Annotated in this window: 24 protein-coding genes, 1 tRNA gene and 3 pseudogenes; 14 read left to right on the plus strand and 14 right to left on the minus strand. The window is 59.6% G+C overall.

The window, feature by feature from the left end; all coding sequences use genetic code 11:
- Positions 1-96: 96 nt before the first annotated feature.
- On the plus strand, positions 97-705 hold the full coding sequence (locus tag AO353_RS03450) for a biliverdin-producing heme oxygenase (RefSeq protein WP_054598163.1): 609 nt from the start codon (positions 97-99) through the stop codon (positions 703-705).
- A 107-nt stretch (positions 706-812) separates the two neighbouring features.
- Positions 813-2,159: a CoA transferase gene (locus AO353_RS03455; RefSeq protein WP_054593694.1), complete on the plus strand. Its 1,347-nt coding sequence runs from the start codon at positions 813-815 to the stop codon at positions 2,157-2,159.
- A 36-nt stretch (positions 2,160-2,195) separates the two neighbouring features.
- Here the strand turns inward: AO353_RS03455 and AO353_RS03460 are convergent, their stop codons facing one another.
- Positions 2,196-3,059 carry a DNA-3-methyladenine glycosylase family protein gene (locus tag AO353_RS03460; RefSeq protein WP_054598164.1) on the minus strand — a complete coding sequence of 288 codons (864 nt, stop codon included), beginning with the start codon at positions 3,057-3,059 and terminating at the stop codon, positions 2,196-2,198.
- 496 nt (positions 3,060-3,555) lie between these two features.
- Between AO353_RS03460 and arcD the strand changes: the two genes are divergently transcribed.
- The 12 genes from arcD to AO353_RS03520 all read left to right on the plus strand — a co-directional run bounded on the left by arcD (position 3,556) and on the right by AO353_RS03520 (position 18,288).
- The gene (gene arcD, locus AO353_RS03465) at positions 3,556-4,983 is read left to right on the plus strand and encodes an arginine-ornithine antiporter (RefSeq protein WP_054593695.1); all 1,428 of its coding nucleotides are present in this window, start codon (positions 3,556-3,558) and stop codon (positions 4,981-4,983) included.
- 42 nt (positions 4,984-5,025) lie between these two features.
- Positions 5,026-6,282 (plus strand): arginine deiminase, encoded by a 1,257-nt coding sequence (gene arcA, locus AO353_RS03470; RefSeq protein ID WP_054593696.1) that lies wholly within the window; start codon positions 5,026-5,028, stop codon positions 6,280-6,282.
- Positions 6,283-6,353: 71 nt separating this feature from the next.
- The gene (locus tag AO353_RS03475) at positions 6,354-7,364 is read left to right on the plus strand and encodes an ornithine carbamoyltransferase (protein ID WP_054593697.1); all 1,011 of its coding nucleotides are present in this window, start codon (positions 6,354-6,356) and stop codon (positions 7,362-7,364) included.
- 221 nt (positions 7,365-7,585) lie between these two features.
- Positions 7,586-8,515, plus strand: coding sequence for a carbamate kinase (gene arcC / locus AO353_RS03480; protein ID WP_054593698.1), 930 nt, complete (start codon positions 7,586-7,588; stop codon positions 8,513-8,515).
- Positions 8,516-8,572: 57 nt separating this feature from the next.
- Positions 8,573-8,929: a DUF5064 family protein gene (locus AO353_RS03485; RefSeq protein ID WP_054593699.1), complete on the plus strand. Its 357-nt coding sequence runs from the start codon at positions 8,573-8,575 to the stop codon at positions 8,927-8,929.
- A gap of 182 nt (positions 8,930-9,111) precedes the next feature.
- Complete coding sequence (locus tag AO353_RS03490) at positions 9,112-10,620, plus strand: sigma-54-dependent transcriptional regulator (RefSeq protein WP_054593700.1); 1,509 nt, start codon at positions 9,112-9,114, stop codon at positions 10,618-10,620.
- A 495-nt stretch (positions 10,621-11,115) separates the two neighbouring features.
- Positions 11,116-11,499, plus strand: coding sequence for a glycine cleavage system protein GcvH (gene gcvH, locus AO353_RS03495; RefSeq protein WP_054593701.1), 384 nt, complete (start codon positions 11,116-11,118; stop codon positions 11,497-11,499).
- A gap of 9 nt (positions 11,500-11,508) precedes the next feature.
- Positions 11,509-14,361: an aminomethyl-transferring glycine dehydrogenase gene (gene gcvP, locus AO353_RS03500; protein WP_054593702.1), complete on the plus strand. Its 2,853-nt coding sequence runs from the start codon at positions 11,509-11,511 to the stop codon at positions 14,359-14,361.
- Between the two features lie 185 nt (positions 14,362-14,546).
- Complete coding sequence (locus tag AO353_RS03505; RefSeq protein WP_054593703.1) at positions 14,547-15,923, plus strand: L-serine ammonia-lyase; 1,377 nt, start codon at positions 14,547-14,549, stop codon at positions 15,921-15,923.
- A gap of 41 nt (positions 15,924-15,964) precedes the next feature.
- Positions 15,965-17,089 (plus strand): glycine cleavage system aminomethyltransferase GcvT, encoded by a 1,125-nt coding sequence (gene gcvT / locus AO353_RS03510; RefSeq protein WP_054593704.1) that lies wholly within the window; start codon positions 15,965-15,967, stop codon positions 17,087-17,089.
- A 401-nt stretch (positions 17,090-17,490) separates the two neighbouring features.
- Positions 17,491-17,703 (plus strand): cold-shock protein, encoded by a 213-nt coding sequence (locus AO353_RS03515; protein WP_019693243.1) that lies wholly within the window; start codon positions 17,491-17,493, stop codon positions 17,701-17,703.
- 96 nt (positions 17,704-17,799) lie between these two features.
- Positions 17,800-18,288: an RDD family protein gene (locus tag AO353_RS03520; RefSeq protein WP_054593705.1), complete on the plus strand. Its 489-nt coding sequence runs from the start codon at positions 17,800-17,802 to the stop codon at positions 18,286-18,288.
- A gap of 157 nt (positions 18,289-18,445) precedes the next feature.
- Here the strand turns inward: AO353_RS03520 and AO353_RS32025 are convergent.
- The 13 genes and pseudogenes from AO353_RS32025 to tolR all read right to left on the minus strand — a co-directional run.
- Positions 18,446-18,550 (minus strand): annotated as a pseudogene (locus tag AO353_RS32025) (hypothetical protein); the annotation flags it as partial.
- A gap of 193 nt (positions 18,551-18,743) precedes the next feature.
- On the minus strand, positions 18,744-18,878 hold the full coding sequence (locus tag AO353_RS31855) for a hypothetical protein (protein WP_256586891.1): 135 nt from the start codon (positions 18,876-18,878) through the stop codon (positions 18,744-18,746).
- Positions 18,879-19,041: 163 nt separating this feature from the next.
- Positions 19,042-19,146, minus strand: a pseudogene (locus AO353_RS32030) (hypothetical protein); the annotation flags it as partial.
- A gap of 193 nt (positions 19,147-19,339) precedes the next feature.
- Positions 19,340-19,444 (minus strand): annotated as a pseudogene (locus AO353_RS32035) (hypothetical protein); the annotation flags it as partial.
- Positions 19,445-19,637: 193 nt separating this feature from the next.
- Positions 19,638-20,696 (minus strand): quinolinate synthase NadA, encoded by a 1,059-nt coding sequence (gene nadA, locus AO353_RS03525; RefSeq protein WP_054593706.1) that lies wholly within the window; start codon positions 20,694-20,696, stop codon positions 19,638-19,640.
- 263 nt (positions 20,697-20,959) lie between these two features.
- Positions 20,960-21,035 (minus strand) — tRNA-Lys (locus AO353_RS03530).
- A 63-nt stretch (positions 21,036-21,098) separates the two neighbouring features.
- A complete protein-coding gene (queC, locus tag AO353_RS03535; RefSeq protein ID WP_054593707.1) occupies positions 21,099-21,791 on the minus strand; it encodes a 7-cyano-7-deazaguanine synthase QueC in 693 nt (230 codons plus the stop codon).
- A 1-nt stretch (position 21,792) separates the two neighbouring features.
- Positions 21,793-22,440 carry a 7-carboxy-7-deazaguanine synthase QueE gene (gene queE / locus AO353_RS03540; protein ID WP_054593708.1) on the minus strand — a complete coding sequence of 216 codons (648 nt, stop codon included), beginning with the start codon at positions 22,438-22,440 and terminating at the stop codon, positions 21,793-21,795.
- A gap of 169 nt (positions 22,441-22,609) precedes the next feature.
- Positions 22,610-23,443, minus strand: a complete 834-nt coding sequence (gene ybgF, locus AO353_RS03545) for a tol-pal system protein YbgF (protein ID WP_054593709.1) — start codon at positions 23,441-23,443, stop codon at positions 22,610-22,612.
- A 6-nt stretch (positions 23,444-23,449) separates the two neighbouring features.
- On the minus strand, positions 23,450-23,947 hold the full coding sequence (gene pal, locus AO353_RS03550; RefSeq protein WP_054593710.1) for a peptidoglycan-associated lipoprotein Pal: 498 nt from the start codon (positions 23,945-23,947) through the stop codon (positions 23,450-23,452).
- A gap of 52 nt (positions 23,948-23,999) precedes the next feature.
- Positions 24,000-25,280, minus strand: a complete 1,281-nt coding sequence (gene tolB / locus AO353_RS03555; protein WP_173859947.1) for a Tol-Pal system beta propeller repeat protein TolB — start codon at positions 25,278-25,280, stop codon at positions 24,000-24,002.
- Positions 25,281-25,297: 17 nt separating this feature from the next.
- The gene (tolA, locus tag AO353_RS03560; protein WP_054593712.1) at positions 25,298-26,377 is read right to left on the minus strand and encodes a cell envelope integrity protein TolA; all 1,080 of its coding nucleotides are present in this window, start codon (positions 26,375-26,377) and stop codon (positions 25,298-25,300) included.
- Positions 26,377-26,829, minus strand: a complete 453-nt coding sequence (tolR, locus tag AO353_RS03565) for a protein TolR (protein ID WP_162174768.1) — start codon at positions 26,827-26,829, stop codon at positions 26,377-26,379. The genes tolA and tolR overlap by 1 nt, the downstream gene beginning before the upstream one ends.
- Between the last annotated feature and the right edge of the window lie 5 nt (positions 26,830-26,834).

Here is a 26,834-nt window from a genome sequence, read left to right on the forward strand (position 1 = left end):
GCGCTTTTGGACGAAAGCGCAGTGAGGATTTTTTACGCTGCCGCGTCGTCTGGTTCGTCCAGTTACAACGCGCCTTTCATTCTCAAGGACCTCTTCATGACCGCTGCCCATACCTCTGAACGCCCGAGCCTGCGCTCGCAACGCCTGAACCAGATCACTAATGAGCCACACAGCAAGCTCGACGCGCTGGTGAAAGCCCATGCACCGTTCGAATCCCAAGCCAACTTCGCCCGCTTCGTGGTTGCCCAGTACCTGTTCCAGTCAGAACTGGTGTCGCTGTACAACGATGCCGAGCTGATCGCCATCGTCCCGGACCTGCCGCAGCGTTGCCGTGCCGACGCCGCCAAGGCTGACCTGGCTGACCTGGAAACCGACGTCCCGGCCCCGGTGGCCGGTGCCGTGAAAAACCCGGGCAAGGCCGAAGCCCTGGGCTGGATCTTCGTCTCCGAAGGGTCGAAACTCGGTGCCGCGTTCCTGATCAAGCGTGCCGTTAGCCTGGGTTTGAGCGAAACCTTTGGTGCCCGTCACCTGGGAGAACCTGCCGGTGGCCGCGCCGAAGGCTGGAAACGCTTCGTCAAAACCCTCGACGGTCTTGAGTTCAGTGCCGAAGAAGAAGCCGCAGTCGAGAAAGGCGCCATCGACGCCTTCAACCGCTTCACCGTGCTGCTGGAACAGGCTTACGCCACAACCCCTGAATTGGCCTGATTCAATCTTCCAGGCTCAACTGGCCTTGCTTTCTGTAGGAGCGGGGGGGCGCCTACAGATTGTGATCTTTTGTTCTATTATCGGTGCTCTCTTCCGGAGGGCCTTCGATGACTGATTTCCTGACGTCCATTCAAGCCGCGCTCGGCTTGCCCGCTACTGCGATCACCTTTACCTCCAAAGGCGCCCTGCCCTCGGTGTTTGCCGTGACGGACCTCGCCAGCGCCAGCATCGCGGCTGCCGGCCAGGCCGCCTGCGAATTGCTCCGGCAACAGACCGGTCGGTTACCGGCCCTTGAAGTCGACCGTCGTCTCGCCTCCTTCTGGTTTGCCACATCGATCCGCCCGATCGGCTGGAACGTGCCACCGCTGTGGGACTCCATCGCAGGGGACTACGCGACCCAGGACGGCTGGATTCGCCTGCACACCAATGCCCCCCATCACCGCAGCGCCGCCGAGCAGGTGCTGGGACACTGCTTTGATCGTAGCGCGATGGCCGCCAAGGTCGCTCAATGGAGCAAAAGAGATCTGGAACACGCGATAGTCGAGGCTGGTGGTTGCGCCGCTGAAATGCGCTCATGGCCACAATGGCAGTCACACCCTCAAGGGTTGGCGGTCAACGCCGAGCCACTGATTGATTTTTCCGCCGGCAACAGCGAACGCTCGAAAGCCTGGCAAGGTTCGGTCGCACAACCGCTGGCGGGCATCAAGGTGCTGGACCTGACCCGCGTCCTCGCCGGGCCCGTTGCCAGCCGCTTCCTTGCGGGACTGGGTGCCGATGTGCTGCGCATTGATCCACCGCAGTGGAACGAACCGGGTGTGATTCCGGAAGTCACCCTGGGTAAACGCTGCGCCCGCCTCGACCTGCACAACAGCGTCGATCGCGGGGTATTCGAAAGCTTGCTCAAGGACGCCGACATCCTGCTCCACGGTTACCGCGCCAATGCCCTCGAACACCTCGGCTACGGCACCGCCGAACGGCAGGAACTCGCCCCCGGCCTGATCGACGTTTGCCTCAATGCGTACGGCTGGAGCGGCCCTTGGCAAAACCGTCGTGGTTTCGACAGCCTGGTGCAAATGAGCAGCGGCATCGCCGAGGCCGGGATGGGGTGGAAGCAGGCGGACAAACCGACACCCTTGCCGGTTCAGGCGCTGGACCACGCCACCGGTTACCTGATGGCGGCCAGTGCGATCAAGTTGTTGGCCGAGCAATTAAATAGCGGACGCAGTGGCTCGGCACGATTGTCTCTGGCGCGCACGGCAAAGTTGCTGGTTGAACAGGGTCCGGGAACGGATGAGGCCTTGCGGCCTGAAGATGACAACGATCAGGGAATGGTGATCGAACAGACACCCTGGGGCCCGGCGCATCGGTTGCATGTACCGCTGAAAATAACCGGCACGCCGTTGCAGTGGGCCATTCCGGCCGGGGAATTGGGGTCACATCGGGCGCGATGGTGAGCCCCCATGATCGTTCCCACCGGAACGTGGGAACGATCAATCGATGCGAACCAACGACGTCCACAGCAGCTGCGCCGCATACGCCCGACATGGTCGCCAAGCCTCGGCACGGGCCAACAACTCGCGCGGCGTCACCGGCCCGCCTTCCAGCGCCGCCAGCGCGTTGATCAATCCCACATCGCCTGACGGAAACGCATCCATCTCGCGCATCTGTCGCAACGCGATGTACTGCGCCGTCCAGTCGCCAATCCCCCACAATGCCAGCAATCGCGCAATACCGTCGTCCCGACCCGGTTCAAACAACAAGGGATCGTCAAGCAATGCCTGCGCCACGCCAGACAGCGTCCGCCCACGGCTTTTCGGCATTCCCAACGTTGCCAGATCCGCTGTCGCCAACACCGCCGCTTGCGGAAACACATGAGTCAATCCTGACAGCGGCGCAGACAACGGTTCGCCATACTGCGCCACCAACTTACCCGCCAGCTTGATCGCGGCGCCGACCGTGATCTGCTGGCCCAGCACTGCACGTATCGCCAGCTCCAGACCATCCCAGGTCCCCGGCACACGTAAACCAGGACGCTCGGCAATCAACCTTGCCATCAACGGATCAACCGCCAGTTGCTGGTGGATAAGCGGCAAGTCCACGTCCAGATCGAACATCCGCCGCAACCGCGTAATGATCTCGGGCACGACTGACGCATCGGGGAAGCACAGCCTTACCTCCAGCGCATTATCAGCCGCTGGCGTAATCGAAAACGTGCCGTGCACACCGTTCAGGCTGATGCTGCGCGAGTACACACCATCGACCACCGACTCCATCCCGGCAATCGCCCGCGCCGACAAAAAGCCGAGCATCGCCGGCCAGTCATAAGGCGGCTGATAGTCAAGCAACAGCTTCACCACAACAGCCCGCCGAGTCGAAGCGTTTGCGCCGGTTGCGACATCCTTACCTCTCATCTCGAGTCGACTGTTTGTCATGTTTTGAAACCATAACAAGTGTTCAATTCATTAAATAGGCAACGTGATATGACGCTAATAAAATAACGGCAAAAAACAATGCTTATTCAGAATGCTCTCATCTATGCCATGAAGGCACTTTGCCGGTTTTGTGGGGCATTCCAGATACATAAATTCTGTACTGAAAACAGATGTGCAAAATTTTCGCATTCTGGAAAAACAACTAGCTTCAAGGCTCGCAGCGATTAGCAGCCATCCCCGGTTAATTTATAGAAAGCCCTCTGGAACAGGCTTCTTGTGGCACACACGCTCTATTCAGGAAGTATTCACACATCAGTCATTAACAATGGAATGTGGCCATCAACTGATCCAGATCAGCTGTCCTGTCAGCGAGCGGATTTAGAGTGTGGCTCTCTCTTCTCCGGCAATGGAGTCATGCATGTCTGAATCTTCCGGAAAACTACGACTCGGCGCCTTAGTCGCCCTGGTAGTAGGTTCCATGATTGGGGGCGGGATATTCTCTTTACCGCAAAACATGGCCGCCAGTGCCGATGTCGGCGCAGTGCTGATTGGTTGGGTCATTACCGCCGTGGGCATGTTGACCCTGGCGTTCGTCTTCCAGACCCTCGCCAACCGCAAGCCTGACCTCGATGGCGGTGTCTACGCCTACGCCAAGGCCGGTTTCGGCGACTACATGGGTTTCTCGTCCGCCTGGGGTTACTGGATCAGCGCCTGGCTGGGTAACGTGGGGTACTTCGTACTCCTGTTCAGTACCCTCGGCTACTTCTTCCCGCTATTTGGGGAGGGAAATACGCCTGCGGCGGTGATCGGCGCTTCGCTGCTGTTGTGGGCCGTGCACTTTCTGGTGCTGCGCGGGATCAAGGAAGCGGCGTTCATCAACCTGGTGACCACCGTCGCCAAAGTCGTGCCACTGGTGCTGTTCGTCTTGATCGCGATCTTCGCCTTCAAACTCGACATCTTTACCGCCGACATCTGGGGCCTGAAAAACCCGGACCTGGGCAGCGTAATGAACCAGGTGCGCAACATGATGCTGGTCACCGTCTGGGTGTTCATCGGCATCGAAGGCGCGAGCATCTTTTCGGCCCGGGCGGAAAAACGTTCGGACGTCGGTAAAGCCACCGTCATTGGCTTCATCACCGTGCTGTTGTTCCTGATGCTGGTGAACGTGCTGTCACTGGGCATCATGACTCAACCGGCGTTGGCCAAACTGCAAAACCCGTCGATGGCTGCCGTACTCGAGCACGTCGTCGGTCACTGGGGCGCGGTACTGATCAGTGTCGGCCTGGTCATCTCGTTGCTCGGTGCATTGCTGTCGTGGGTGCTGCTGTGTGCGGAGATCATGTTCGCCGCCGCCAAAGACCACACCATGCCGGAGTTCCTGCGTAAGGAAAACTCCAAACAGGTACCGGTCAATGCCTTGTGGCTGACCAACGCGATGGTGCAGATTTTCCTGGTCATCACCCTGTTCTCGGCCAGTACTTACCTGTCGCTGATCTACCTCGCCACTTCGATGATTCTGGTGCCTTACCTGTGGTCGGCGGCCTACGCCCTGCTGCTGGCGGTGCGCGGCGAGAGCTACGAAAACGCCCTGGCCGAACGCAAGAAAGACCTGGTCATCGGCGCCATCGCGCTGATCTATGCGATCTGGCTGCTGTATGCAGGCGGCATCAAATACCTGCTGCTGTCCGCCCTGCTCTATGCCCCCGGCGCAATCCTGTTCGCCAAGGCCAAGCGCGAGTTGGGCAAAGCGGTTTTCACCAACGTCGAGAAGCTGATTTTCACCGCGGTAGTCATTGGCGCCCTGGTGGCGGCCTATGGACTCTACGACGGCTTCCTGACCCTGTAGCACCTGAACCATTCGACTGTTTTGTTATCTGGAGGATCTGAAATGACCACGGAAAAAGTGAAGTACGGCGTACATTCCGAAGCCGGCAAACTGCGCAAAGTCATGGTGTGCTCCCCCGGTCTGGCTCACCAGCGGCTGACCCCGAACAACTGCGACGAACTGCTTTTCGACGATGTGCTGTGGGTAGCCCAGGCCAAGCGTGACCATTTCGACTTCGTCACCAAAATGCGCGAGCGCGATATCGACGTGCTGGAAATGCACAACCTGCTGACCGACATCGTCGCCAACCCAGAAGCGCTGGGCTGGATTCTGCAACGCAAGATCACCGCCAACTCGGTGGGTGTCGGCCTGGTCCACGAAGTCGACGCCTGGTTGCGCAGCCTTGAGCCGCGCAAGATCGCCGAATTCCTGATTGGCGGCGTGTCGGCCGATGACCTGCCCAACAGCTTCGGTGGCAAGACCATCGAAATGTTCCGCGACTTCCTCGGCCACTCCAGCTTCATTCTGCCGCCGCTGCCGAACACCCAATTCACCCGCGACACCACCTGCTGGATCTATGGCGGCGTCACGCTGAACCCGATGCACTGGCCGGCGCGCCGTCAGGAAACCCTGCTGGCCAGCGCCATCTACAAATTCCATCCGGAGTTCACCAACGCCGACTTCCAGGTCTGGTACGGCGACCCGGATCAGGAGCACGGCAACGCCACGCTGGAAGGCGGCGATGTGATGCCCATCGGTAACGGCGTGGTGTTGATCGGCATGGGCGAACGCACGTCCCGTCAGGCCATCGGTCAACTGGCGCTGAACCTGTTCAAGCACAAAGCGGTCGAGCGGGTAATCGTTGCCGGCCTGCCGAAATCCCGCGCGGCGATGCACCTGGACACGGTGTTCAGCTTCTGCGACCGCGACCTGGTGACGATCTTCCCGGAAGTGGTCAGCCAGATTGTGGCCTTCACCCTGCGCCCTGACGAAAGCAAACCGGGCGGTATCGATATCCGCCGCGAAGAAACCAGCTTCCTCGACACCGTGGCCGCCGCGCTCAACCTCAAGGCCCTGCGCGTCGTCGAAACCGGCGGCAACAGCTTCGCCGCCGAACGCGAACAGTGGGACGACGGCAACAACGTGGTGGCCTTGGAACCTGGCGTGGTAATCGGCTACGACCGCAATACCTACACCAACACCTTGCTGCGCAAGGCCGGGGTCGAGGTCATCACCATCAGCGCCAGCGAACTCGGCCGTGGCCGTGGCGGCGGCCACTGCATGACCTGCCCGATCATCCGCGACCCGATCGACTATTAACCTTCAAACCAGGGCCAGCGCTTATAAAGCGCCGGCCTTGGGGATAACCGAAATCCAAGGAGATCCACATCATGGCTTTCAACATGCGTAATCGCAGCCTGCTCTCGCTGATGCACCACACCAATCGCGAGTTGCACTACCTGCTGGACCTGTCCCGCGATCTGAAACGTGCCAAGTACACCGGCACCGAACAGCCGCACCTCAAAGGTAAGAATATCGCGCTGATCTTTGAAAAAACCTCGACCCGCACCCGTTGCGCCTTCGAAGTCGCGGCCCATGACCAAGGAGCTCACGTCACCTACATCGACCCGGTGTCGTCGCAGATCGGCCACAAGGAAAGCATGAAAGACACCGCCCGCGTTCTCGGACGGATGTTCGATGCCATCGAGTACCGCGGCTTCGAACAGGAAATCGTCGAAGAGCTGGCCACGTTCGCTGGCGTGCCGGTGTTCAACGGCCTGACCGCCGAGTTCCATCCAACGCAAATGATCGCCGACACCCTGACCATGCGCGAGCACAGCGACAAGCCGCTGCATGACATCAGCTACGCCTACCTTGGTGATGCGCGCTACAACATGGGCAATTCGCTGCTGATGATCGGCGCCAAACTCGGCATGGACGTACGCATCGGCGCACCGAAAGCGCTGTGGCCCCATCAGGACTTCATCGATCAGTGCAAAGCCTTCGCAGAAGAAAGCGGCGCACGCATTACCATCACCGAAGACCCTGCCGAAGCGGTCAAGGGTGTGGACTTCATTCATACCGACATCTGGGTGTCGATGGGTGAGCCGGTCGAAGCGTGGGACGAGCGCATCGAACAACTGCTGCCGTACCAGGTCAACGCTAAAATGATGAAAGCCTCGGGCAATCCCCGGGTGAAATTCATGCATTGCCTGCCGGCGTTCCACAACAGCGAAACCAAGGTCGGCAAGGACATTGCGGCGCGCTATCCGCACCTGGCCAACGGCGTTGAGGTAACTGAAGAAGTATTCGAATCGCCCGCCAACATCGCCTTCGAGCAAGCGGAAAACCGCATGCACACCATCAAGGCGATCCTGGTCTCGGCGCTGGCGGATATCTAACAGGCTGACGCTTCCTTTTTGTGGAAGCAGTTTTTGTGGCGAGGGAGCTTGCTCCCGCCGGCCGGTCCGCGCTCGGGCGCAGCAGTCGTAAAGGCTTCAATCGTGTCGCACCAGTTGCGCCGTATTCTGCCTGATTGCGACCGCTGCGCTCGAGCGCGAGCAAGCTCGCTCGCCACAAAAGCAGCTCCTACGGGATCACCGAATTTCAGAAGGATTGCATTATGCGTATCGTCATTGCACTGGGCGGTAACGCCCTGCTCCGCCGTGGTGAGCCCATGACCGCGGACAATCAACGCGGCAATATCCGGGTTGCCACGGAACAGATCGCCAAGATCCATCCCGGCAATCAACTGGTGATCGCCCACGGCAATGGCCCGCAAATCGGTCTGCTGTCGTTGCAAGCGGCCGCCTACACCTCTGTCAGCCCTTATCCGCTGGACGTGCTGGGTGCTGAAACCGATGGGATGATCGGCTACATCATCGAACAGGAACTGGGCAATCTGCTGGACTTCGAAGTGCCCTTCGCGACCCTGCTGACCCAAGTCGAAGTCGACCCCAATGACCCGGCGTTCCAACACCCGAGCAAGCCCATCGGCCCGGTCTATTCCAAGGCCGAAGCAGAAAAACTCGCCGCCGAAAAAGGCTGGGCCATTGCCCCGGACGGCGACAAATTCCGCCGCGTGGTGGCCAGCCCGAAACCCAAGCGCATCTTCGAAATCCGCCCGGTCAAGTGGCTGCTGGAAAAAGGCAGCATCGTGATCTGCGCAGGCGGTGGCGGCATTCCGACGATGTACGACGAGCACCGCAAGCTCAAGGGCGTGGAAGCGGTGATCGACAAAGACCTGTGCTCGGCGCTGCTGGCCGAACAACTGGAAAGTGACTTGCTGGTGATCGCCACCGACGTCAACGCCGCGTTTATCGACTTTGGCAAGCCGACCCAGAAAGCCATCGCCCGGGCCCACCCGGACGACATCGAAAAACTCGATTTTGCCGCCGGCTCCATGGGGCCGAAGGTCCAGGCTGCCTGCGAGTTCGCCCGCAACACTGGCAAAGTCGCGGTGATCGGTTCACTCTCGGACATCGAAGCGATCGTCCAGGGTAGGGCCGGCACCCGAATCAGCACGGCTGAACCTGGTATCACTTACCTGTAAAACCAACCGGGCAGGACTTGAACCTGCCCCGTTTCAACGCCTTTGAAGGAGATGTCCATGGCCATATTTGAGCCCGGTCACTTGCACATCGAGCGCCATGCACTGAACAAGGACGACTTCAGCTACAACCTGTGCATCGACTATGCGATCGCCACCGACCCCAAGGAAGGTATAGGCATGCTTTTCACGGTGCATGGTTCGGTCGAGGGCAAGGACCTGAAGGAAGACTTCTTCCTGGCCAAAGACCAGGCCTTCGACTTTGCTCGACACGCCACGCGCATCGCACAGAAATACGGCATGCCCAAGACTGCCAACATCAGCTCGTTGCACAAGTACTACGACGAAATGTTCGAAGACGTACGCAAGCAGCTCGATGTGAAATCCGGAGATCCGGTGAAGCCTGAACACCTGTAATAACCCATAACCTGTGGGAGCAAAGCTTGCTCGCGATGCAGGCACCGTGGTGTAACTGATACACCGCGTTATCGTTCATCGCGAGCAAGCTTTGCTCCTACAATTTGATTACGAATTTCACCTGACACCCCGCTCCAAGGCATACTTGCCACCCTCCGCACTCCAGAACACTGAACCGTCCCATGCGTATCCACGTCAGCTTCATCGACCGCGTCGGCATCACCCAGGAAGTCCTGGCCTTGCTCGGTGGGCGCAATCTCAACCTGGATGCGGTGGAAATGGTGCCGCCGAACGTTTACATCGATGCGCCGACCCTTAGCCCGCAAGTGCTCGAAGAACTGAGCGATGCGCTGTTCAATGTGCGCGGCGTGCAAGCGGTGACGGTGGTCGACATTCTTCCCGGACAACGTCGGCACCTGCAACTCGACGCGTTGCTGGCGGCGATGACCGACCCGGTGCTGGCCCTCGATAGCGCGGGCAACGTGTTGCTGGCCAACCCGGCACTGATCGCCTTGTACGGCCGTGAACCGGCCGGGGAAAGCGTCGCCGAGTTGTTCAGCGATCCGGCGCTGCTCGACACGCTGCTGGAAAACGGCTTCCGCCTGCCGTTGCGCGAGATCACCGTCAACGGCCAGACCTTGCTGCTGGACGCCACGCCCATCACCGATGCCGGGGCCCTGCTGACCTTGTATCAACCCAATCGCATCGGTGAGCAACTCTCAGCGTTGCACCACGATCACGCCGAAGGTTTCGATGCGTTGCTCGGCGAGTCCCCGGCGATCCGCACCCTAAAGGCCCGCGCGCAACGGGTGGCGGCGCTCGATGCGCCGCTGCTGATCCAGGGTGAAACCGGCACCGGCAAAGAGCTGGTGGCCCGCGCCTGCCATGCCATCAGCACCCGACACAGCGCGCCGTTTCTGGCGTTGAACTGCGCGGCACTCCCGGAGAACCTCGCCGAAAGCGAGCTGTTCGGCTACGCCCCCGGCGCCTTCACCGGCGCTCAGCGTGGCGGCAAGCCAGGCCTGATGGAACTGGCCAACCAGGGCACGGTGTTCCTCGACGAGATCGGCGAAATGTCGCCGTACTTGCAGGCCAAACTGTTGCGTTTCCTCAACGATGGCAGCTTCCGTCGGGTCGGTGGCGATCGCGAGGTCAAGGTCAATGTGCGAATCCTCAGCGCCACCCACCGCAACCTGGAAAAAATGGTCAGCGAAGGCGCGTTCCGTGAAGACCTGTTCTACCGCCTCAACGTGCTCAACGTCGAAGTCCCGCCGCTGCGTGAGCGCGGTCAGGACATCCTGCTGCTAGCGCGCTATTTCATGCAGCAGGCCTGCGCACAGATCCAGCGCCCGGTCTGTCGTCTGGCGCCCGGCACTTACCCGGCCCTGCTCGGCAACCGCTGGCCAGGCAATGTGCGGCAATTGCAGAACGTGATCTTCCGCGCCGCGGCCATTTGTGAAAGCAGCCTGGTGGACATCGGCGACCTGGACATCGCCGGCACCTCGGTGGCCCGCGAAAGCGACGTGGATGTCGACAGCCTTGAGCAGGCCGTGGAAGCGTTCGAGAAAACCCTGCTGGAAAAGCTCTACGTCAACTACCCCTCGACCCGCCAACTGGCCAGCCGCCTGCAAACCTCCCACACCGCCATCGCCCATCGATTGCGCAAGTACGGGATTCCCGGCAAGCCCTGACCCCCGATAATCGCCCCGTGGCGAGGGAGCTTGCTCCCGCCGGCCGGTCCGCGCTCGGGCGAAGCAGTCGTAAACCAGCAAACACGAAGTATCTGCGGCAACTCAATTGCAAGTTTTAGGGCCGCTTCGCGCCCCAGCGGGAGCAAGCTCCCTCGCCACAATCGACCGCAAGGCACCCATTCTTCACGCCAAAAGCGACCTCCACCTGTACTGAATGCGCTACAGCGGAACGATTTCGCTACACACTCGATTAAACTGCGCTACGCAAGGCTTTGATCCCCATAGGCTTTTTTACACGCCTCAATCTGTAGCGATTTCGCTACAGTCGTGTTTTTCACCCCGCCCGCAATAATCATCAACCTATTGATTTATAACGAATAAAAAACGTTGGCCGCGTTCTTGCTACGTTCTTGTCAAGTCACTGAACATTCAGCTCTGCCCTGCACGAGCATTCAATCGCGTCCACCAGACGAATCTGGCCCCCTAGGAGTTTCCATGAGCGAGTTGCGTTTTACTGAAGATCACGAATGGCTGCGCACCGAAGCTGACGGCAGCGTTACGGTCGGCATCACCGCCTTCGCACAGAACGCCTTGGGCGACGTGGTTTTCGTACAACTGCCTGAGCTGCAGTCCTACGAACAAGGCGCTGAAGCGGCCACCGTGGAATCGGTAAAAGCCGCCAGCGGCGTGTACATGCCACTGGACGGTGACGTGCTGGAAGTGAACCCGGCGCTGGACAGCAGCCCTGAACTGGTCAACGAAGATCCGCTGGGCGAAGGCTGGTTCTTCCGCTTCAAGCCTACCGACGCCTCGGCTGTCGCCAAACTGCTGGATCAAAACGCTTACGACCGTCTGATCAAAGCCAACGCCGAAGCCTGAGGAGCCGCCATGACTCAAGTAAATCTAAGCACCGCCAACGAATTCATCGCACGCCACATCGGCCCGCGCGCAGGCGATGAGCAAGCCATGCTCAACAGCCTCGGCTTTGACTCGCTGGAAGCCCTGAGCGCCAGCGTCATCCCCGACAGCATCAAAGGCACCAGCGTTCTCGGACTGGAAGACGGCTTGAGCGAAGCCGAGGCCCTGGCCTCGATCAAAGCCATTGCCGCCAAGAACCAACTGTTCAAGACCTACATCGGCCAGGGCTACTACAACTGCCATACGCCGTCGCCGATCCTGCGCAACCTGCTGGAAAACCCGGCCTGGTACACCGCCTACACCCCGTACCAGCCGGAAATTTCCCAGGGCCGCCTGGAAGCGCTGCTGAACTTCCAGACCCTGATCAGCGACCTGACCGGCCTGCCGATCGCCAACGCGTCCCTGCTCGACGAAGCCACCGCCGCTGCCGAAGCCATGACCTTCTGCAAACGCCTGAGCAAGAACAAGGGCAGCCACGCCTTCTTCGCCTCGATCCACAGCCACCCGCAAACCCTCGACGTGCTGCGCACCCGTGCCGAGCCGTTGGGCATTGACGTGGTGGTCGGCGACGAACGTGAACTGACGGATGTCAGCGCGTTCTTCGGCGCGCTGCTGCAATACCCGGCGAGCAACGGCGACCTGTTCGACTACCGCGAACTGACCGAACGCTTCCACGCGGTTAATGCGCTGGTCGCAGTCGCTGCTGACCTGCTGGCCCTGACCGTGCTGACCCCGCCGGGCGAGTTCGGCGCCGACGTGGCCATCGGCAGTGCGCAACGCTTCGGCGTGCCGCTGGGCTTCGGTGGCCCGCACGCGGCTTACTTCTCCACCAAGGATGCGTTCAAGCGCGACATGCCAGGCCGTCTGGTCGGCGTCTCGGTGGACCGTTTCGGCAAGCCGGCCCTGCGCCTGGCCATGCAGACCCGCGAGCAACATATCCGCCGCGAGAAAGCCACCAGCAACATCTGCACCGCCCAAGTGCTATTGGCCAACATCGCCAGCATGTACGCCGTGTATCACGGCCCTAAAGGCTTGAAGCAGATCGCCAACCGCATTCATCACCTGACCGCGATCCTCGCCAAAGGCTTGAGCGCACTGGGTCTGAACGTTGAGCAAGCAAACTTCTTCGACACCCTGACCCTGGCCACTGGCGCCAACACCGCTGCCCTGCACGACAAGGCCCGCGCCCAGCGCATCAACCTGCGTGTCATCGATGGCGAGCGCCTGGGTCTGTCCCTCGACGAAACCACCACCCAGGCCGACATCGAGACCCTGTGGAGCGTGCTGGCTGACGGCAAAGCCCTGCCGGACTTCGCCGCGCTGGCCGCCTCGGTACAAAGCCGCATCCCGGCTGAACTGGTGCGTCAATCGCCGATCCTCAGCCACCCGGTGTTCAACCGCTATCACTCGGAAACCGAGCTGATGCGCTACCTGCGCAAGCTCGCCGACAAGGACCTGGCGCTGGATCGCACCATGATCCCGCTGGGTTCGTGCACCATGAAACTCAACGCCGCCAGCGAAATGATCCCGGTGACCTGGGCCGAATTCGGCGCCCTGCACCCGTTCGCTCCGCCTGCGCAAAGCGCCGGTTACCAGCAACTGACCGATGAACTGGAAGCGATGCTCTGCGCCGCCACCGGTTACGACGCGATTTCGCTGCAACCGAACGCCGGTTCCCAAGGTGAATACGCCGGCTTGCTGGCAATCCGTGCCTACCACCAGAGCCGTGGCGAAGAACGCCGCGACATCTGCCTGATCCCGTCGTCGGCCCACGGCACCAACCCGGCCACTGCCAACATGGCCGGTATGCGCGTGGTCGTGACCGCGTGCGATGCTCGCGGCAACGTCGACATCGAAGACCTGCGCGCCAAAGCCATCGAACACCGCGAGCACCTCGCCGCGCTGATGATCACTTACCCGTCGACCCACGGCGTGTTCGAAGAAGGCATCCGCGAAATCTGCGGGATCATTCATGACAATGGCGGCCAGGTGTACATCGACGGCGCCAACATGAACGCCATGGTCGGTCTCTGCGCACCGGGCAAGTTCGGCGGCGACGTCTCGCACCTGAACCTGCACAAAACCTTCTGTATCCCGCACGGCGGTGGCGGCCCGGGTGTTGGCCCGATTGGCGTGAAATCGCACCTGACGCCGTTCCTGCCGGGACACGCGGCCATGGAACGCAAGGAAGGCGCGGTCTGCGCAGCACCGTTCGGCAGCGCGAGCATTCTGCCGATCACCTGGATGTACATCCGCATGATGGGCGGCGCAGGCCTCAAGCGGGCTTCGCAACTGGCAATCCTCAACGCCAACTACATTTCCCGTCGCCTCGAAGAACACTACCCAGTGCTCTACACCGGCAGCAACGGTCTGGTCGCCCACGAATGCATCCTTGACCTGCGCCCGTTGAAAGACAGCAGCGGCATCAGCGTCGATGACGTCGCCAAGCGCCTGATCGATTTCGGCTTCCACGCCCCGACCATGTCGTTCCCGGTGGCCGGCACGTTGATGATCGAGCCGACCGAAAGCGAATCCAAAGAAGAGCTGGACCGCTTCTGCGACGCGATGATCTGCATCCGCGAAGAAATCCGCGCAGTGGAAAACGGCACCCTGGACAAGGACGACAACCCGCTGAAAAACGCCCCGCACACGGCTGCGGAAATCGTTGGCGAGTGGACGCACCCGTACAGCCGTGAGCAAGCGGTGTATCCAGTGGCTTCGTTGATCGAAGGCAAATACTGGCCACCGGTCGGTCGGGTCGACAACGTGTTCGGCGACCGCAACCTGATTTGCGCTTGCCCGTCGATCGAAAGCTACGCTTGATCTATGCAGGGGGGCGGATTCACCCGCCCCCCTCCGTAGGGACACACCTCCCCCCTGTAGGAGCAAGGCTTGCCCGCGATAGCCGTTACAGGGTCCACCTGATTGACCTCATCATCGTTCATCGCGGGCAAGCCTTGCTCCTACAGGTTCGCGCTACGCCTATAACAAGAAACCGGAGAACAACCATGTCGTTAAGCGTGTTCGACCTGTTCAAGATTGGCATCGGCCCCTCCAGCTCCCACACCGTTGGCCCGATGCGCGCCGCTGCGCGCTTCGTCGAAGGCCTGCGTCGTGAAAACCTGTTGGCAGCCACCACCTGCGTCAAAGTCGAGCTCTACGGCTCGCTCGGCGCCACTGGCAAAGGCCACGGCAGCGACAAGGCCGTGTTGCTGGGTCTGGAAGGTGAACACCCGGACACCGTGAACACCGAGAACATCGCCGCTCGCCTGAATGAGATTCGCAGCAGCGGTCGCTTGAACCTGCTCGGTGAGCACGTCATTGAATTCAACGAAAAACTCCATCTGGCGATGATTCGCAAGCCATTGGCCTATCACCCCAACGGCATGATCTTTCGCGCCTTCGATGCAGCCGGCATCCAGATCCGCAGCCGCGAGTATTACTCGGTCGGTGGCGGTTTTGTGGTCGACGAAGACGCTGCCGGCGCCGACCGCATCGTCGAGGATACGACACCCCTGACCTTCCCGTTCAAAAGCGCCAAGGACCTGCTCGGCCATTGCGCCACTTACGGGTTGTCCATCAGCCAGGTGATGCTGACCAACGAAAGCGCCTGGCGCCCGGAAGCGGAAACCCGCGCCGGCCTGCTGAAAATCTGGCAAGTGATGCAGGACTGCGTGGCCGCGGGTTGCCGTAACGAAGGGATTCTGCCCGGGGGCTTGAAAGTCAAACGCCGCGCCGCCGCCCTTCATCGACAACTGTGCAAGAACCCGGAATCGTCGCTGCGCGATCCGTTGTCGGTGCTCGACTGGGTCAACCTGTATGCGCTGGCGGTCAACGAAGAAAACGCCAACGGCGGGCGCGTGGTCACGGCGCCCACCAACGGTGCAGCCGGGATCGTCCCCGCGGTATTGCATTACTACATGCGCTTCATCCCCGGCGCCAACGAAGACGGTGTGGTGCGATTCCTGCTCACCGCCGCCGCCATCGGCATTCTGTACAAGGAAAACGCTTCGATCTCCGGCGCCGAAGTCGGTTGCCAGGGCGAAGTCGGCGTGGCCTGCTCAATGGCTGCCGGCGCGCTCTGCGAAGTGCTCGGCGGCACGGTGCAGCAAGTGGAAAACGCCGCCGAAATTGGCATGGAACACAACCTCGGCCTGACCTGCGACCCGATTGGCGGACTGGTGCAAGTGCCGTGCATCGAGCGCAACGCCATGGGCTCGGTCAAAGCCATCAATGCGGTGCGCATGGCCCTGCGCGGCGACGGTCAACACTTCGTCTCCCTCGACAAGGTCATCCGCACCATGCGCCAGACCGGCGCCGACATGAAAAGCAAATACAAGGAAACCGCCCGTGGCGGTTTGGCGGTCAACATTATCGAGTGCTGATGCGAACGCATCTGCATCAGTGCAATTTTCAGGAGCTGCATATGTCCACCGAACAACTGTTGAAAACCCCTCTGCACGCGCTGCACATCGAACTCGGTGCGCGCATGGTGCCATTCGCCGGCTACGACATGCCGGTCCAGTACCCACTGGGCGTGATGAAAGAACACCAGCACACCCGTGATCAGGCCGGGTTGTTCGATGTCTCGCACATGGGCCAGATCCGCCTGACCGGTGCCAACGCCGCCAAGGCCCTGGAAACCCTGGTGCCGGTGGACATCATCGACCTGCCGGTGGGCATGCAGCGCTATGCGATGTTCACCAACCAGAACGGTGGCATCCTCGACGACCTGATGGTCGCCAACCTCGGGAACGACGAGTTGTTCCTGGTGGTCAACGCCGCCTGCAAGGACCAGGACCTGGCACACCTGCGCCAGCACATCGGCGATCAATGCAGCATCGAGCCATTGTTCGAAGAACGCGCCCTGCTCGCCCTGCAAGGCCCGGCCGCGGTGACCGTGCTCGCGCGCCTGGCCCCTGAAGTGGCGAAGATGACGTTCATGCAGTTCACCCGCGTGACCTTGCTCGGCGTCGACTGCTTTGTCAGCCGTTCGGGCTACACCGGTGAAGACGGTTTCGAAATCTCCGTGCCTGCCGCCGATGCCGAAGCCCTCGCTCGGGCCTTGCTGGCCGAGCCGGAAGTCGCGGCCATCGGCCTCGGCGCCCGTGACTCGCTGCGCCTGGAAGCCGGCCTGTGCCTCTATGGCCACGACATGAACACCGACACCACACCGATCGAAGCCAGCCTGCTCTGGGCCATCTCTAAGCCACGGCGTGCCGACGGGGCGCGTGCCGGAGGATTCCCGGGCGCCGAGACCGTATTCGCCCAGCAACAAAACGGTGTCAGCCGTAAACGCGTCGGCCTGCTGCCTCAGGAACGCACGCCAGTGCGCGAAGGTGCGGAAATCGTCAACGAAGCAGGCGAAATCATCGGCAGCGTGTGCAGCGGCGGCTTCGGACCGACCTTGGGCGGTCCTTTGGCCATGGGTTACCTCGACAGTGCTTACATCGCACTCGATACCCAGGTTTGGGCGATTGTACGTGGGAAAAAGGTGCCTTTGCTTGTAAGCAAAATGCCATTTGTTCCACAACGCTACTATCGTGGTTGATTGACTGTTCCTATAAGTAACGCGGTTGCGTAACAGTGCACTAATCTGTAACGCAACCGCCATAAAACAGTGCATACCTGGATCAGGCACTTCGATTGTGAACTTGACTTATATCAATCGAAAACAATTGAACAACACTATCGAATAAGCCGCACTATCCATCCTGTGAAACAGTCATCAAGCCAAGCAATACGCGGCTTCCACGGGGCTTGTTTTTTCTCCCGTAGTTGGCGTAGAGTTTGTTCACTGTGTTTGCATGGGTCGCTTGGAATCGTGACCTGGGCAGTAGCCTACAAGTTAGCTACATCCCGTTCGACGCCTCTTACTCTCCTGCAACCAGCTCCAGTACTCTTTCATGAGAAAGAGGCTGTCATCAATTTTTGCGTCAAAGGAAATAAGAAATGTCCCAACGTCAGAGCGGCACCGTCAAGTGGTTTAACGACGAGAAAGGTTTTGGTTTTATCACTCCAGAAAGCGGTCCGGATCTGTTCGTGCATTTCCGCGCCATTCAAGGTAGCGGCTTCAAGAGCCTGAAAGAAGGCCAGAAAGTCACTTTCATCGCTGTGCAGGGCCAGAAAGGCATGCAAGCTGACGAAGTACAAGCAGAAGGCTGATCTTCTGTAACGAAAAAGCCCCTGATGCTGACATCAGGGGCTTTTTTGTGCGCGCAATTCCGTAAAATGGCTTCTTTTTCAGCCGAGAGCCACCCCATGTCGAAACACCTGCTAAGCCCTCAGGGTGAATTCCCCATCGCCGGCCTGGGCCGTCGCCTGGCAGCGATGTTCTACGACTTCTTGCTGTGCACTGCCCTGCTGATCGTTACGGGCGGTATCTACAAGATGGTGCAGATGGCAATCATCGGCGAAGAGCAGATGCGCGCCCTGACCGAAGCCGGCGCGCTGGATGGCGATCCGTTGTTCTCGACCATTTTGCTGTTCGTGCTGTTTGGCTTCTTTGCCAAATTCTGGACCTGGTCCGGTCAAACCCTCGGCATGCAGGTCTGGTGCATCCGCGTGCAGAACGCCGATGGCTCGGCGATCAGCCTGTGGCAGGCGCTGTTGCGCTTTGTGGTGTCGATCGCATCCTTGCTGTGCGCAGGCCAGGGGTTCTTCTGGGTACTCTTCGACAAACAGCAGCGCAGCTGGCACGACATGTACTCCAACAGCCAGTTGGTGCGGATCCCGAAGAAGAAAAAATAACCCGCCGAAACGCCAAACCCTGTGGCGAGGGAGCTTGCTCCCGCTGGGGCGCGAAGCGCCCCTAAAACTGCCAACTCGATTTGCCGGTTAAAAGTGCATGCAGGACGTTACGACGGCTACGCCGCCGAGCGGGAGCAAGCTCCCTCGCCACAGATGATCAGGCGTTACCCGCCAGCTTCATCCGCGCTGCCGCGGTGAAGTCGAGCATGCGCTTGAGCGGGCGAATCGCCTGAGGGATCAGCGCCGGCTCGACAAATATCTCGCCCAGTTGGTACGGATCCCGAAGAAGAAAAAATAACTCCCCTAAACGTCAAACCCTGTGGCGAGGGAGCTTGCTCCCGCTGGGGCGCGAAGCGCCCCTAAAACTGCCAACTCGATTTGCCGGTTAAAAGTGCATGCAGGACTTTACGACGGCTACGCCGCCGAGCGGGAGCAAGCTCCCTCGCCACAGATGATCAGGCGTTACCCGCCAGCTTCATCCGCGCTGCCGCGGTGAAGTCGAGCATGCGCTTGAGCGGGCGAATCGCCTGAGGGATCAGCGCCGGCTCGACAAAGATCTCACCCAGTTGGTACAGATCCCGAAGAAGCAAAAATAACCCGCCGAAACGCCAAACCCTGTGGCGAGGGAGCTTGCTCCCGCTGGGGCGCGAAGCGCCCCTAAAACTGCCAACTCGATTTGCCGGTTAAAAGTGCATGCAGGACGTTACGACGGCTACGCCGCCGAGCGGGAGCAAGCTCCCTCGCCACAGATGATCAGGCATTACCCGCCAGCTTCATCCGCGCTGCCGCGGTGAAGTCGAGCATGCGCTTGAGCGGGCGAATCGCCTGAGGGATCAGCGCCGGCTCGACAAATATCTCGCCCAGTTGGTACGGATCCCGAAGAAGAAAAAATAACTCCCCTAAACGTCAAACCCTGTGGCGAGGGAGCTTGCTCCCGCTGGGGCGCGAAGCGCCCCTAAAACTGCCAACTCGATTTGCCGGTTAAAAGTGCATGCAGGACTTTACGACGGCTACGCCGCCGAGCGGGAGCAAGCTCCCTCGCCACAGATGATCAGGCGTTACCCGCCAGCTTCATCCGCGCTGCCGCGGTGAAGTCGAGCATGCGCTTGAGCGGGCGAATCGCCTGAGGGATCAGCGCCGGCTCGACAAAGATCTCACCCAGTTGGTACGGATCCCGAAGAAGAAAAAATAACCCGCCGAAACGCCAAACCCTGTGGCGAGGGAGCTTGCTCCCGCTGGGGCGCGAAGCGCCCCTAAAACTGCCAACTCGATTTGCCGGTTAAAAGTGCATGCAGGACGTTACGACGGCTACGCCGCCGAGCGGGAGCAAGCTCCCTCGCCACAGATGATCAGGCGTTACCCGCCAGCTTCATCCGCGCTGCCGCGGTGAAGTCGAGCATGCGCTTGAGCGGGCGAATCGCCTGAGGGATCAGCGCCGGCTCGACAAATATCTCGCCTGAGCCCTCACGCAGGCACTGAAGCGTGCGCTCAAGGGTGTTCATCGCCATCCACGGGCAATGTGCGCAACTGCGGCAGGCCGCGCCGTTGCCGGCGGTAGGCGCCTCGATGAAGACCTTGTCCGGGCACAGCTGCTGCATCTTGTAGAAGATGCCACGGTCGGTCGCCACGATCAGGGTCTTGTTCGGCAGGCTTTGCGCAGCGGCAATCAGCTGGCTGGTGGAGCCTACCGCGTCGGCCAATTCGATCACCGCTGTCGGCGACTCCGGGTGCACCAGAATCGCGGCGTCCGGATACAGGGCCTTCATGTCTTCCAGCTGCTTGGCCTTGAACTCTTCGTGAACGATGCAGGCACCATCCCAGAGCAGCATGTCGGCGCCGGTCTTGCGCTGAATGTAGGTGCCCAGGTGTTTGTCCGGGCCCCAGATGATCGTTTCGCCGTTATCCATCAGGCTCTCGACAATCTCCAGCGCGCAGCTGGAGGTCACCACCCAGTCTGCCCGCGCCTTCACCGCTGCCGAGGTGTTGGCATATACCACCACCGTACGCTCCGGGTGCTGATCGCAAAACGCCGAGAACTCGTCGACCGGGCAACCCAGGTCCAGCGAGCAGGTCGCCTCCAGGGTCGGCATCAGTACGCGTTTTTCAGGGTTGAGGATTTTTGCGGTCTCACCCATGAACTTCACACCGGCAACCACCACGGTCTTGGCCGGGTGAGCGTTGCCGAAGCGGGCCATTTCCAGGGAGTCGGAAACGCAGCCACCGGTTTCTTCGGCCAGGGCCTGAATGATCGGATCGCAATAGAAGTGGGCAACCAGCACCGCGTCCTGAGCCTTGAGCTCGGCGGCGATGGCGGCGCGGTAATGGGCTTGTTCTTCGGCGCTCAGCGGTTTGGGCTGTTTGGCGTCGAGGTGGGCTTGTACCAGAAGGCGTTCTGAAATTTGCGTCATGATCGCAAGACCTACGGGCGCTTTCGCGCGAAAGTCGAGTATACACCCGGCTCCGGACCACAGAAGGTACCGCCGGGAGAGTGAGTATTCATCAGGCATGGACAGCATTGAAGCTGCGCAAGGCTACAGAATATCCCCGAGATGCAAAAGATCATTCTGACCTGCGTCACGCGGTGCAACACCCTGATTGAGCCAGGCTCAAATCGCAGGCAAAAAAAAACCCGGAAATCCTCACTTACGTGGGCCTTCCAGATTTTTTAAAATGGTGGGTCGTGTGGGATTCGAACCTACGACCAATTGGTTAAAAGCCAACTGCTCTACCAACTGAGCTAACGACCCGCTGTGTGGTGGCGCGTATAATACTGATTTTTAAGGACTATTCAACACCTAATTTGAAATAAATCAAAAATAAACGGTTGGGTCGCTGATTCCGGCCGCCAGGAAGCCTTCCGCACGCAGACGGCAGCTGTCGCATTTGCCACATGCACGGCCGTTATCGTCCGCCTGATAGCAGGAAACCGTCAGTGCATAGTCGACGCCAAGCTTCACGCCTGCCTGGACAATTTGCGCCTTGCTGAGGTTTTGCAGCGGTGCCTGGATACGGAAACCGTTCCCCTCTACCCCGGCCTTGGTCGCCAGATTGGCCATGCGCTCGAAGGCTTCGATGAACTCGGGACGGCAATCCGGGTAACCGGAATAGTCCACCGCATTCACGCCAATGAAAATGTCGCGCGCGCCGAGCACTTCGGCCCAGCCCAATGCCAGAGACAGGAACACGGTATTGCGGGCCGGCACGTAAGTGATCGGGATACCTTCGCTCGGCGCCTCAGGCACATCGATGGAGCTGTCGGTCAATGCCGAGCCACCAATGCCGTTCAGGTTCAGGCCAATCACTTTATGTTCGATGACGCCCAGATCACGCGCTACACGCTCAGCGGCGTGCAACTCGGCGCGGTGGCGCTGACCATAGTCGAAACTCATGGTGTAGCAGCTGTAGCCGTCAGCACGGGCCATCGCCACGACCGTTGCCGAGTCCAGACCGCCAGACAGCAGGATGACCGCACGTTTTTCAGTAGTGTTCAGTTGCTCAGTCATTTCAGCGCCCCGGCTCGTCGTTCCAAAGATATTTATGCAGCTGCAATTGCAGGCGCACCGGCAGGTTGTCCGCGACAATCCAGTCAGCCAGCTCGCGCGCGCTCAAGTCATGGTGACTTGGCGAGAACAGGACTTCGCCAGCACGCTGGTCGAGACCGTACTGAATCAGCTTGGAGACCGCCCAGTCGTAGTCTTCGCGAGAGCAGATCACGAACTTGACCTGATCGTTGGCCGTCAGCAGGGCGATGTTCTCGTAGAGATTGCGGTGCGCTTCTTTCGACCCGGGTGTTTTCAGGTCAAGCACCCGGCTGACTCGTGGATCGACCGCTGAAATATCCAGGGCGCCACTGGTTTCCAGCGACACCTGGTAACCGGCGTCACATAACTGCTTGAGCAAAGGAATGGCGTTAGGTTGTGCCAACGGCTCACCGCCGGTGACACAGACGTAGCGCGGACGAAAGCCGGCCACTTGCTCGAGGATATCCTCGAGCGGGCGAACGGTGCCGCCAGTGAAGGCATAGGCGCTGTCGCAGTATTGGCAACGCAATGGACAACCGGTCAGGCGCACAAATACAGTGGGCAGCCCGGCAGTCCGCGTTTCACCCTGCAACGAGTAAAAAACTTCGGTAATTCTCAATGTGTCTTGCATAGTCGCCACGGGCGTAACAGCTAAACAGGCTGTCCGCCTCCGTCAGGCACTTAAAGGAACCCCGCCAACGCGCAGATCCCCAAAAGCGGTGTTTCATAAAAAAGGGGGGTGAATTCTAACGAAAAAACCCGCGGCAAGCGCGGGTTTCTTGTAAACAGGTCAAACAGCCTTACATGCGCTGCAGATCGCGTTGGGCCAACTGAGCGGCGGAAGTACCCGGGTATTGGGAAACCACCTGCTGCAGAATGCCTTTGACCTTGTCGGTATGACCCAGGCGGCGCTCTACATCAGCGAGCTTGTACAGCGAGTCAGGCACTTTGGCGTGCTTGGGGTACAGCTGCGAAACTTTGGCAAAAGCCTGACCCGCGCCTTGCAGGTCGCCCTTGGCCAGGTTCACTTCGCCCAACCAGTATTGGGCATTGCCCGCATACTGACTGTTCGGGTATTTGCGCAGGAATGCCGCAAACGCCTGGCTGGCCTTGTCGAAATCCTTGGCTTTGATCAGGTCGAAGGCCGCATCGTAATAGAGCTTTTCCTTCGCCGGATCACCCGGTTCGCTGCTGGCCGCAGGGGCTTGAGTGGCAGCACTCGCACCAGCAGCTGCACCGGCGGCATTATTCATATCGCCACCGGCTGGAGAATTTTGAGGAGCCGCAGCGGGTGCACCGCCGGTTCCAATACGCCGATCAAGATCCTGGTATCGCTCCAGGTTTTCCTGCTTCATGCGCGCTACATCATTTTGCAGAACTTCGATCGCACCTTGTTGGCGCGCGATTTGTTCCTGCATTTGTTGCAGTTGGTTGAACAGCACGCCCTGTGCCGAGGCAGGGGCCGTAACCCCTCCCCCGGCATAGGCGCCGTTCGTACCGTAACCCGCAGGCGGATAACTGCTCCCGCTATTGTTATAACCGGAGTTGTCATCGACCACAGGAACCGCAGCCCACACCGCAAGCGGTGCGAGACTGAGAGCCAGAACAGTTACAGCACGACGGCACGTTCGCATGACGAATTACTTACGCAGTTCGACGCGACGGTTTTGAGCCCAGGACTGCTCGTCGTGGCCAGTAGCAACTGGACGCTCTTTACCGTAGGAAACCAGCTCCAGCTGAGCTGGGGAAACACCTTGCAGTACCAGGTAGCGTTGAACGGCTTTCGCACGACGCTCGCCCAGTGCCATGTTGTACTCACGAGTACCACGTTCGTCGGTGTTGCCTTCCAGAACAACGCGAGCGCCGTTTCCTTTCAGGTCTTTGGCGTGAACGTCCAGAGCGCGCATGGCTTCTGGCTTCAGGTCCGAACTGTCGTATTCGAAGTAGAAGGTGGTGATTGCGCGCAGAGCAGCTTCTTCGCTCAGGGAGCCGTCAACTGCACCAGTGTTAGCGCCGTAACCAGCGTTTGGATCTACAGCGCCTGCACCGGCGTTGTCGCCGCCTTTGGACGAGCAACCTACAGCTACAGCCATGGCCAGGGCCAGCGCAGCAAACTTACCAAACTTCAGCATTTCCATCGTGAAACTCCTAATGAACCCCAATGTGTTAAGTAAAACGTGTAGCGCCGCGTCAGTTCAGGTAAGGGGACCAGGAAGGTTCTCTGACTTCGCCTTGAGCGGTAGGAAGCGGGAGCCTTACGCGTCCATTGATGGACACGAGCATCAAGACTCCCCGGCCCTGCTGGGCGGTGGCGTAGATTACCATGGTGCCGTTGGGCGCAACAGTGGCTGACTCATCTAGGTTGGTGTCTGTCAGGATCTTTACACTACCGCGCTGCAAATCCTGAGCCGCCACCCGGAAATTGGTGAAGCCATCCTGACGGTGAATCATGACAAGCGTCTTTTCGTCAGCCGACAGTTTCGGGTTGGCGTTGTAGTTACCGATAAAGGTCACACGCTCCGCACCACCACCATTGACGTTGGTCTTGTAGATCTGCGGCTTGCCGCCACGGTCGGAGGTGAAGTAGATGGTCGAACCATCCTTGCCCCAGAACGGTTCGGTGTTGATGCCAGGACCAGCCGTCACGCGATTGATCTGACGCGACCCCAGGTTCATCACGTAGATGTCCGGGTTGCCGTCCTTGGACAGCACAAACGCCAGGCGAGTACCGTCCGGAGACCAGGCTGGCGCGCCGTTGAGGCCTTCGAAGTTGGTGATCTGCTCGCGGCGACCGGTGTCGATGTTCTGCATGAAGATGCGCGGACGCTTCTGCTCGAACGACACATAGGCGATGCGCTTGCCATCCGGAGCGAAACGCGGCGACAGGATCGGCTCACGCGATTGCAGCAGGGTCACGGCACGAGCACCGTCGTAGTCCGAACGCTGCAGGGTGTAGCGCGTGTTGTTCACCGAAAAGCGCTCGGCCGTTACATATAGCAGGCGTGTGGAGAACGCGCCCTTGATGCCGGTCAGCTTTTCGAACGACTGGTCGGAGATGTAGTGCGCCATGTCGCGCAGTTGATCGACGCCACCCGACACGCTACCGGTCAGCACTTGCTGCTCGGTCGCGACGTTGAACAGTGCGTATTGCACCTGCAGGCGACCGCCCGCCGGAACGATGCTGCCGACCATGATGTACTGGGCGCCCAGGGCCTTCCAGTCACGGTAGATGACTTCGCTGGCCGAAGTTGGCTGGCTGATCATGTTCTGCTTTGGAATCGGCGAGTAGTAACCCGAGTTGCGCAGGTCGTTACCGATGATTTCCGCCATGTCGTCCGGCAGGACGCTACCGCCCTGCCAGCCAAATGGAACAACCGCAATCGGTGTTGCCCGGTCACTGCCGCTGGTGACCAGAATGTTCTTTTCATCTGCTGCCGCTATCCCTGCCATGCAGCAAATAACGACAAGCATTCCTCGAAGAAGGTTTCTCACAAGGCTAGATCCTCAGGTGTGAATGTCATCTTGAATGAACGATAGGGAGCGAAATCGCTCGGCTTCATTCCCTGCATTTCTGTCAAACGTCCAATATTCTTGACCGCCGCTACAGCCGAAGCGTCAAACGGACCATCGCCACTGGACTTGGCCACGCTGACCGAAGTCACCGTACCATCGGGCAACATGCCGATTTGCAGCACAACCGTCATGCCTTTGCGTGCCGAAGGAGGACGAGCCCAACCTTCCGCTGCCCGAGCACGAATCAGATCATCGAAACTGCCCGCGGTTTCATCGCCCTGCTCATCGGCCAAGGCTTGCTGACGCTGCGGCGTGTCGGAAAGCAAATCAGCCAGGGCCTGAGCCTTTTTCTCTTCGGCAGATTTACGCGCCGCTTCCTGCGATTTTTTCTTCGCAGCATCGGCAGCAGCTTTCTTCTTCGCTTCCTCGGCGACTTTCTTCTTCGCCTCGTTTGCTTCAGCTACCTTCTTGGCGTCTTCCGCGGCTTTCTTCTTCGCGTCTTCGACTATCTTTTTCTTCGCTTCTTCAGCGGCCTCTTTCTTGGCCTCTTCTTCAGCGGCTTTCTTGGCTTCTTCTTCAGCTTTCTTCTTGGCTATATCAGCCAATTGTTTCTGTTCGGCCTTTTTGGCTTCGGCGGTCTTCTTCGCTTCATCGGCTTTCTTGGCTTCATCAGCCTTTTTCGCCTCTTCCGCTTTCTTCGACTCGTCGGCCTTCTTGGCTTCCTCGGCTTTTTGAGCCGCCGCTTCTTTCTTTTGTTCCGCAGCCTTCACCGCTTCCTGCTCGACCTTCTTCTGTTCCATCTGTTCGACTTCGGTCTGGCGCGCAGCGGATTTCTGCGCTTCACCCGCAATCTTCTGATTGGTCTGGGTGGTCGCCCGACTTTTCGATTTCAGTTGGTACAGGGTCGCCTGGACGATCGGCTTGGCCGGCGGCAATTCCGGTGTCATGGAAAAACTGACGAACAGCATGCCAAACACCAGCACGTGCAGGCCGATCGCCCAGACACTAGGCCAGAAGTAGCTTTCCGAGGCTGTCGGCTCTCGCTGTTGCTGCATCAGGGCGCCTCGGTAATCAAGCCAACATTACCGACCCCGGCTTTCTGCAACCCACCCATGGCGCCCATGACGGAGCCGTAATCGACGCTCTTGTCGCCACGAATGAAGACCTGGGTGTGCTTGCCGTTTTCATTACCGGCGCTGATGATCTTGGTCACGGCGCTGGTCATCTGCGGCAGGGTCATGGCCCTGTCCTGCTGCTTATCGGTGTCGACTTCGCTGCCAAGGTTCCAGTAATAGGTCTTGTCAGCCTTGATCGAAATGGTCAGGACCTGGGTGTTGTTGTCTTGCGGCAAGGCTTCGCTGGAAACCTTGGGCAGATCAACTTTCACGCCCTGATTGAGCATCGGTGCGGTCACCATGAAGATAACCAGCAGTACCAGCATCACGTCGATGTAAGGCACCACGTTCATCTCGGCAACCGGCTTGCGCTTTTTGCGAGCTCGAGCGATTAAAG

The organism is Pseudomonas fluorescens (assembly GCF_001307155.1).
Classification (GTDB): Bacteria; Pseudomonadota; Gammaproteobacteria; order Pseudomonadales; family Pseudomonadaceae; genus Aquipseudomonas; species Aquipseudomonas helvetica.

What these genes read in the sequence shown, in the direction of transcription:
- AO353_RS03450 (WP_054598163.1), top strand. Translation starts at nt 97, where the DNA reads ATGACCGCTGCCCATACCTCTGAACGCCCGAGCCTGCGCTCGCAACGC.
- AO353_RS03455 (WP_054593694.1), top strand. Translation starts at nt 813, where the DNA reads ATGACTGATTTCCTGACGTCCATTCAAGCCGCGCTCGGCTTGCCCGCT.
- arcD (WP_054593695.1), top strand. Translation starts at nt 3,556, where the DNA reads ATGTCTGAATCTTCCGGAAAACTACGACTCGGCGCCTTAGTCGCCCTG.
- arcA (WP_054593696.1), top strand. Translation starts at nt 5,026, where the DNA reads ATGACCACGGAAAAAGTGAAGTACGGCGTACATTCCGAAGCCGGCAAA.
- AO353_RS03475 (WP_054593697.1), top strand. Translation starts at nt 6,354, where the DNA reads ATGGCTTTCAACATGCGTAATCGCAGCCTGCTCTCGCTGATGCACCAC.
- arcC (WP_054593698.1), top strand. Translation starts at nt 7,586, where the DNA reads ATGCGTATCGTCATTGCACTGGGCGGTAACGCCCTGCTCCGCCGTGGT.
- AO353_RS03485 (WP_054593699.1), top strand. Translation starts at nt 8,573, where the DNA reads ATGGCCATATTTGAGCCCGGTCACTTGCACATCGAGCGCCATGCACTG.
- AO353_RS03490 (WP_054593700.1), top strand. Translation starts at nt 9,112, where the DNA reads ATGCGTATCCACGTCAGCTTCATCGACCGCGTCGGCATCACCCAGGAA.
- gcvH (WP_054593701.1), top strand. Translation starts at nt 11,116, where the DNA reads ATGAGCGAGTTGCGTTTTACTGAAGATCACGAATGGCTGCGCACCGAA.
- gcvP (WP_054593702.1), top strand. Translation starts at nt 11,509, where the DNA reads ATGACTCAAGTAAATCTAAGCACCGCCAACGAATTCATCGCACGCCAC.
- AO353_RS03505 (WP_054593703.1), top strand. Translation starts at nt 14,547, where the DNA reads ATGTCGTTAAGCGTGTTCGACCTGTTCAAGATTGGCATCGGCCCCTCC.
- gcvT (WP_054593704.1), top strand. Translation starts at nt 15,965, where the DNA reads ATGTCCACCGAACAACTGTTGAAAACCCCTCTGCACGCGCTGCACATC.
- AO353_RS03515 (WP_019693243.1), top strand. Translation starts at nt 17,491, where the DNA reads ATGTCCCAACGTCAGAGCGGCACCGTCAAGTGGTTTAACGACGAGAAA.
- AO353_RS03520 (WP_054593705.1), top strand. Translation starts at nt 17,800, where the DNA reads ATGTCGAAACACCTGCTAAGCCCTCAGGGTGAATTCCCCATCGCCGGC.
- nadA (WP_054593706.1), bottom strand. Translation starts at nt 20,696, where the DNA reads ATGACGCAAATTTCAGAACGCCTTCTGGTACAAGCCCACCTCGACGCC.
- queC (WP_054593707.1), bottom strand. Translation starts at nt 21,791, where the DNA reads ATGACTGAGCAACTGAACACTACTGAAAAACGTGCGGTCATCCTGCTG.
- queE (WP_054593708.1), bottom strand. Translation starts at nt 22,440, where the DNA reads ATGCAAGACACATTGAGAATTACCGAAGTTTTTTACTCGTTGCAGGGT.
- ybgF (WP_054593709.1), bottom strand. Translation starts at nt 23,443, where the DNA reads ATGCGAACGTGCCGTCGTGCTGTAACTGTTCTGGCTCTCAGTCTCGCA.
- pal (WP_054593710.1), bottom strand. Translation starts at nt 23,947, where the DNA reads ATGGAAATGCTGAAGTTTGGTAAGTTTGCTGCGCTGGCCCTGGCCATG.
- tolB (WP_173859947.1), bottom strand. Translation starts at nt 25,280, where the DNA reads ATGCTTGTCGTTATTTGCTGCATGGCAGGGATAGCGGCAGCAGATGAA.
- tolA (WP_054593712.1), bottom strand. Translation starts at nt 26,377, where the DNA reads ATGCAGCAACAGCGAGAGCCGACAGCCTCGGAAAGCTACTTCTGGCCT.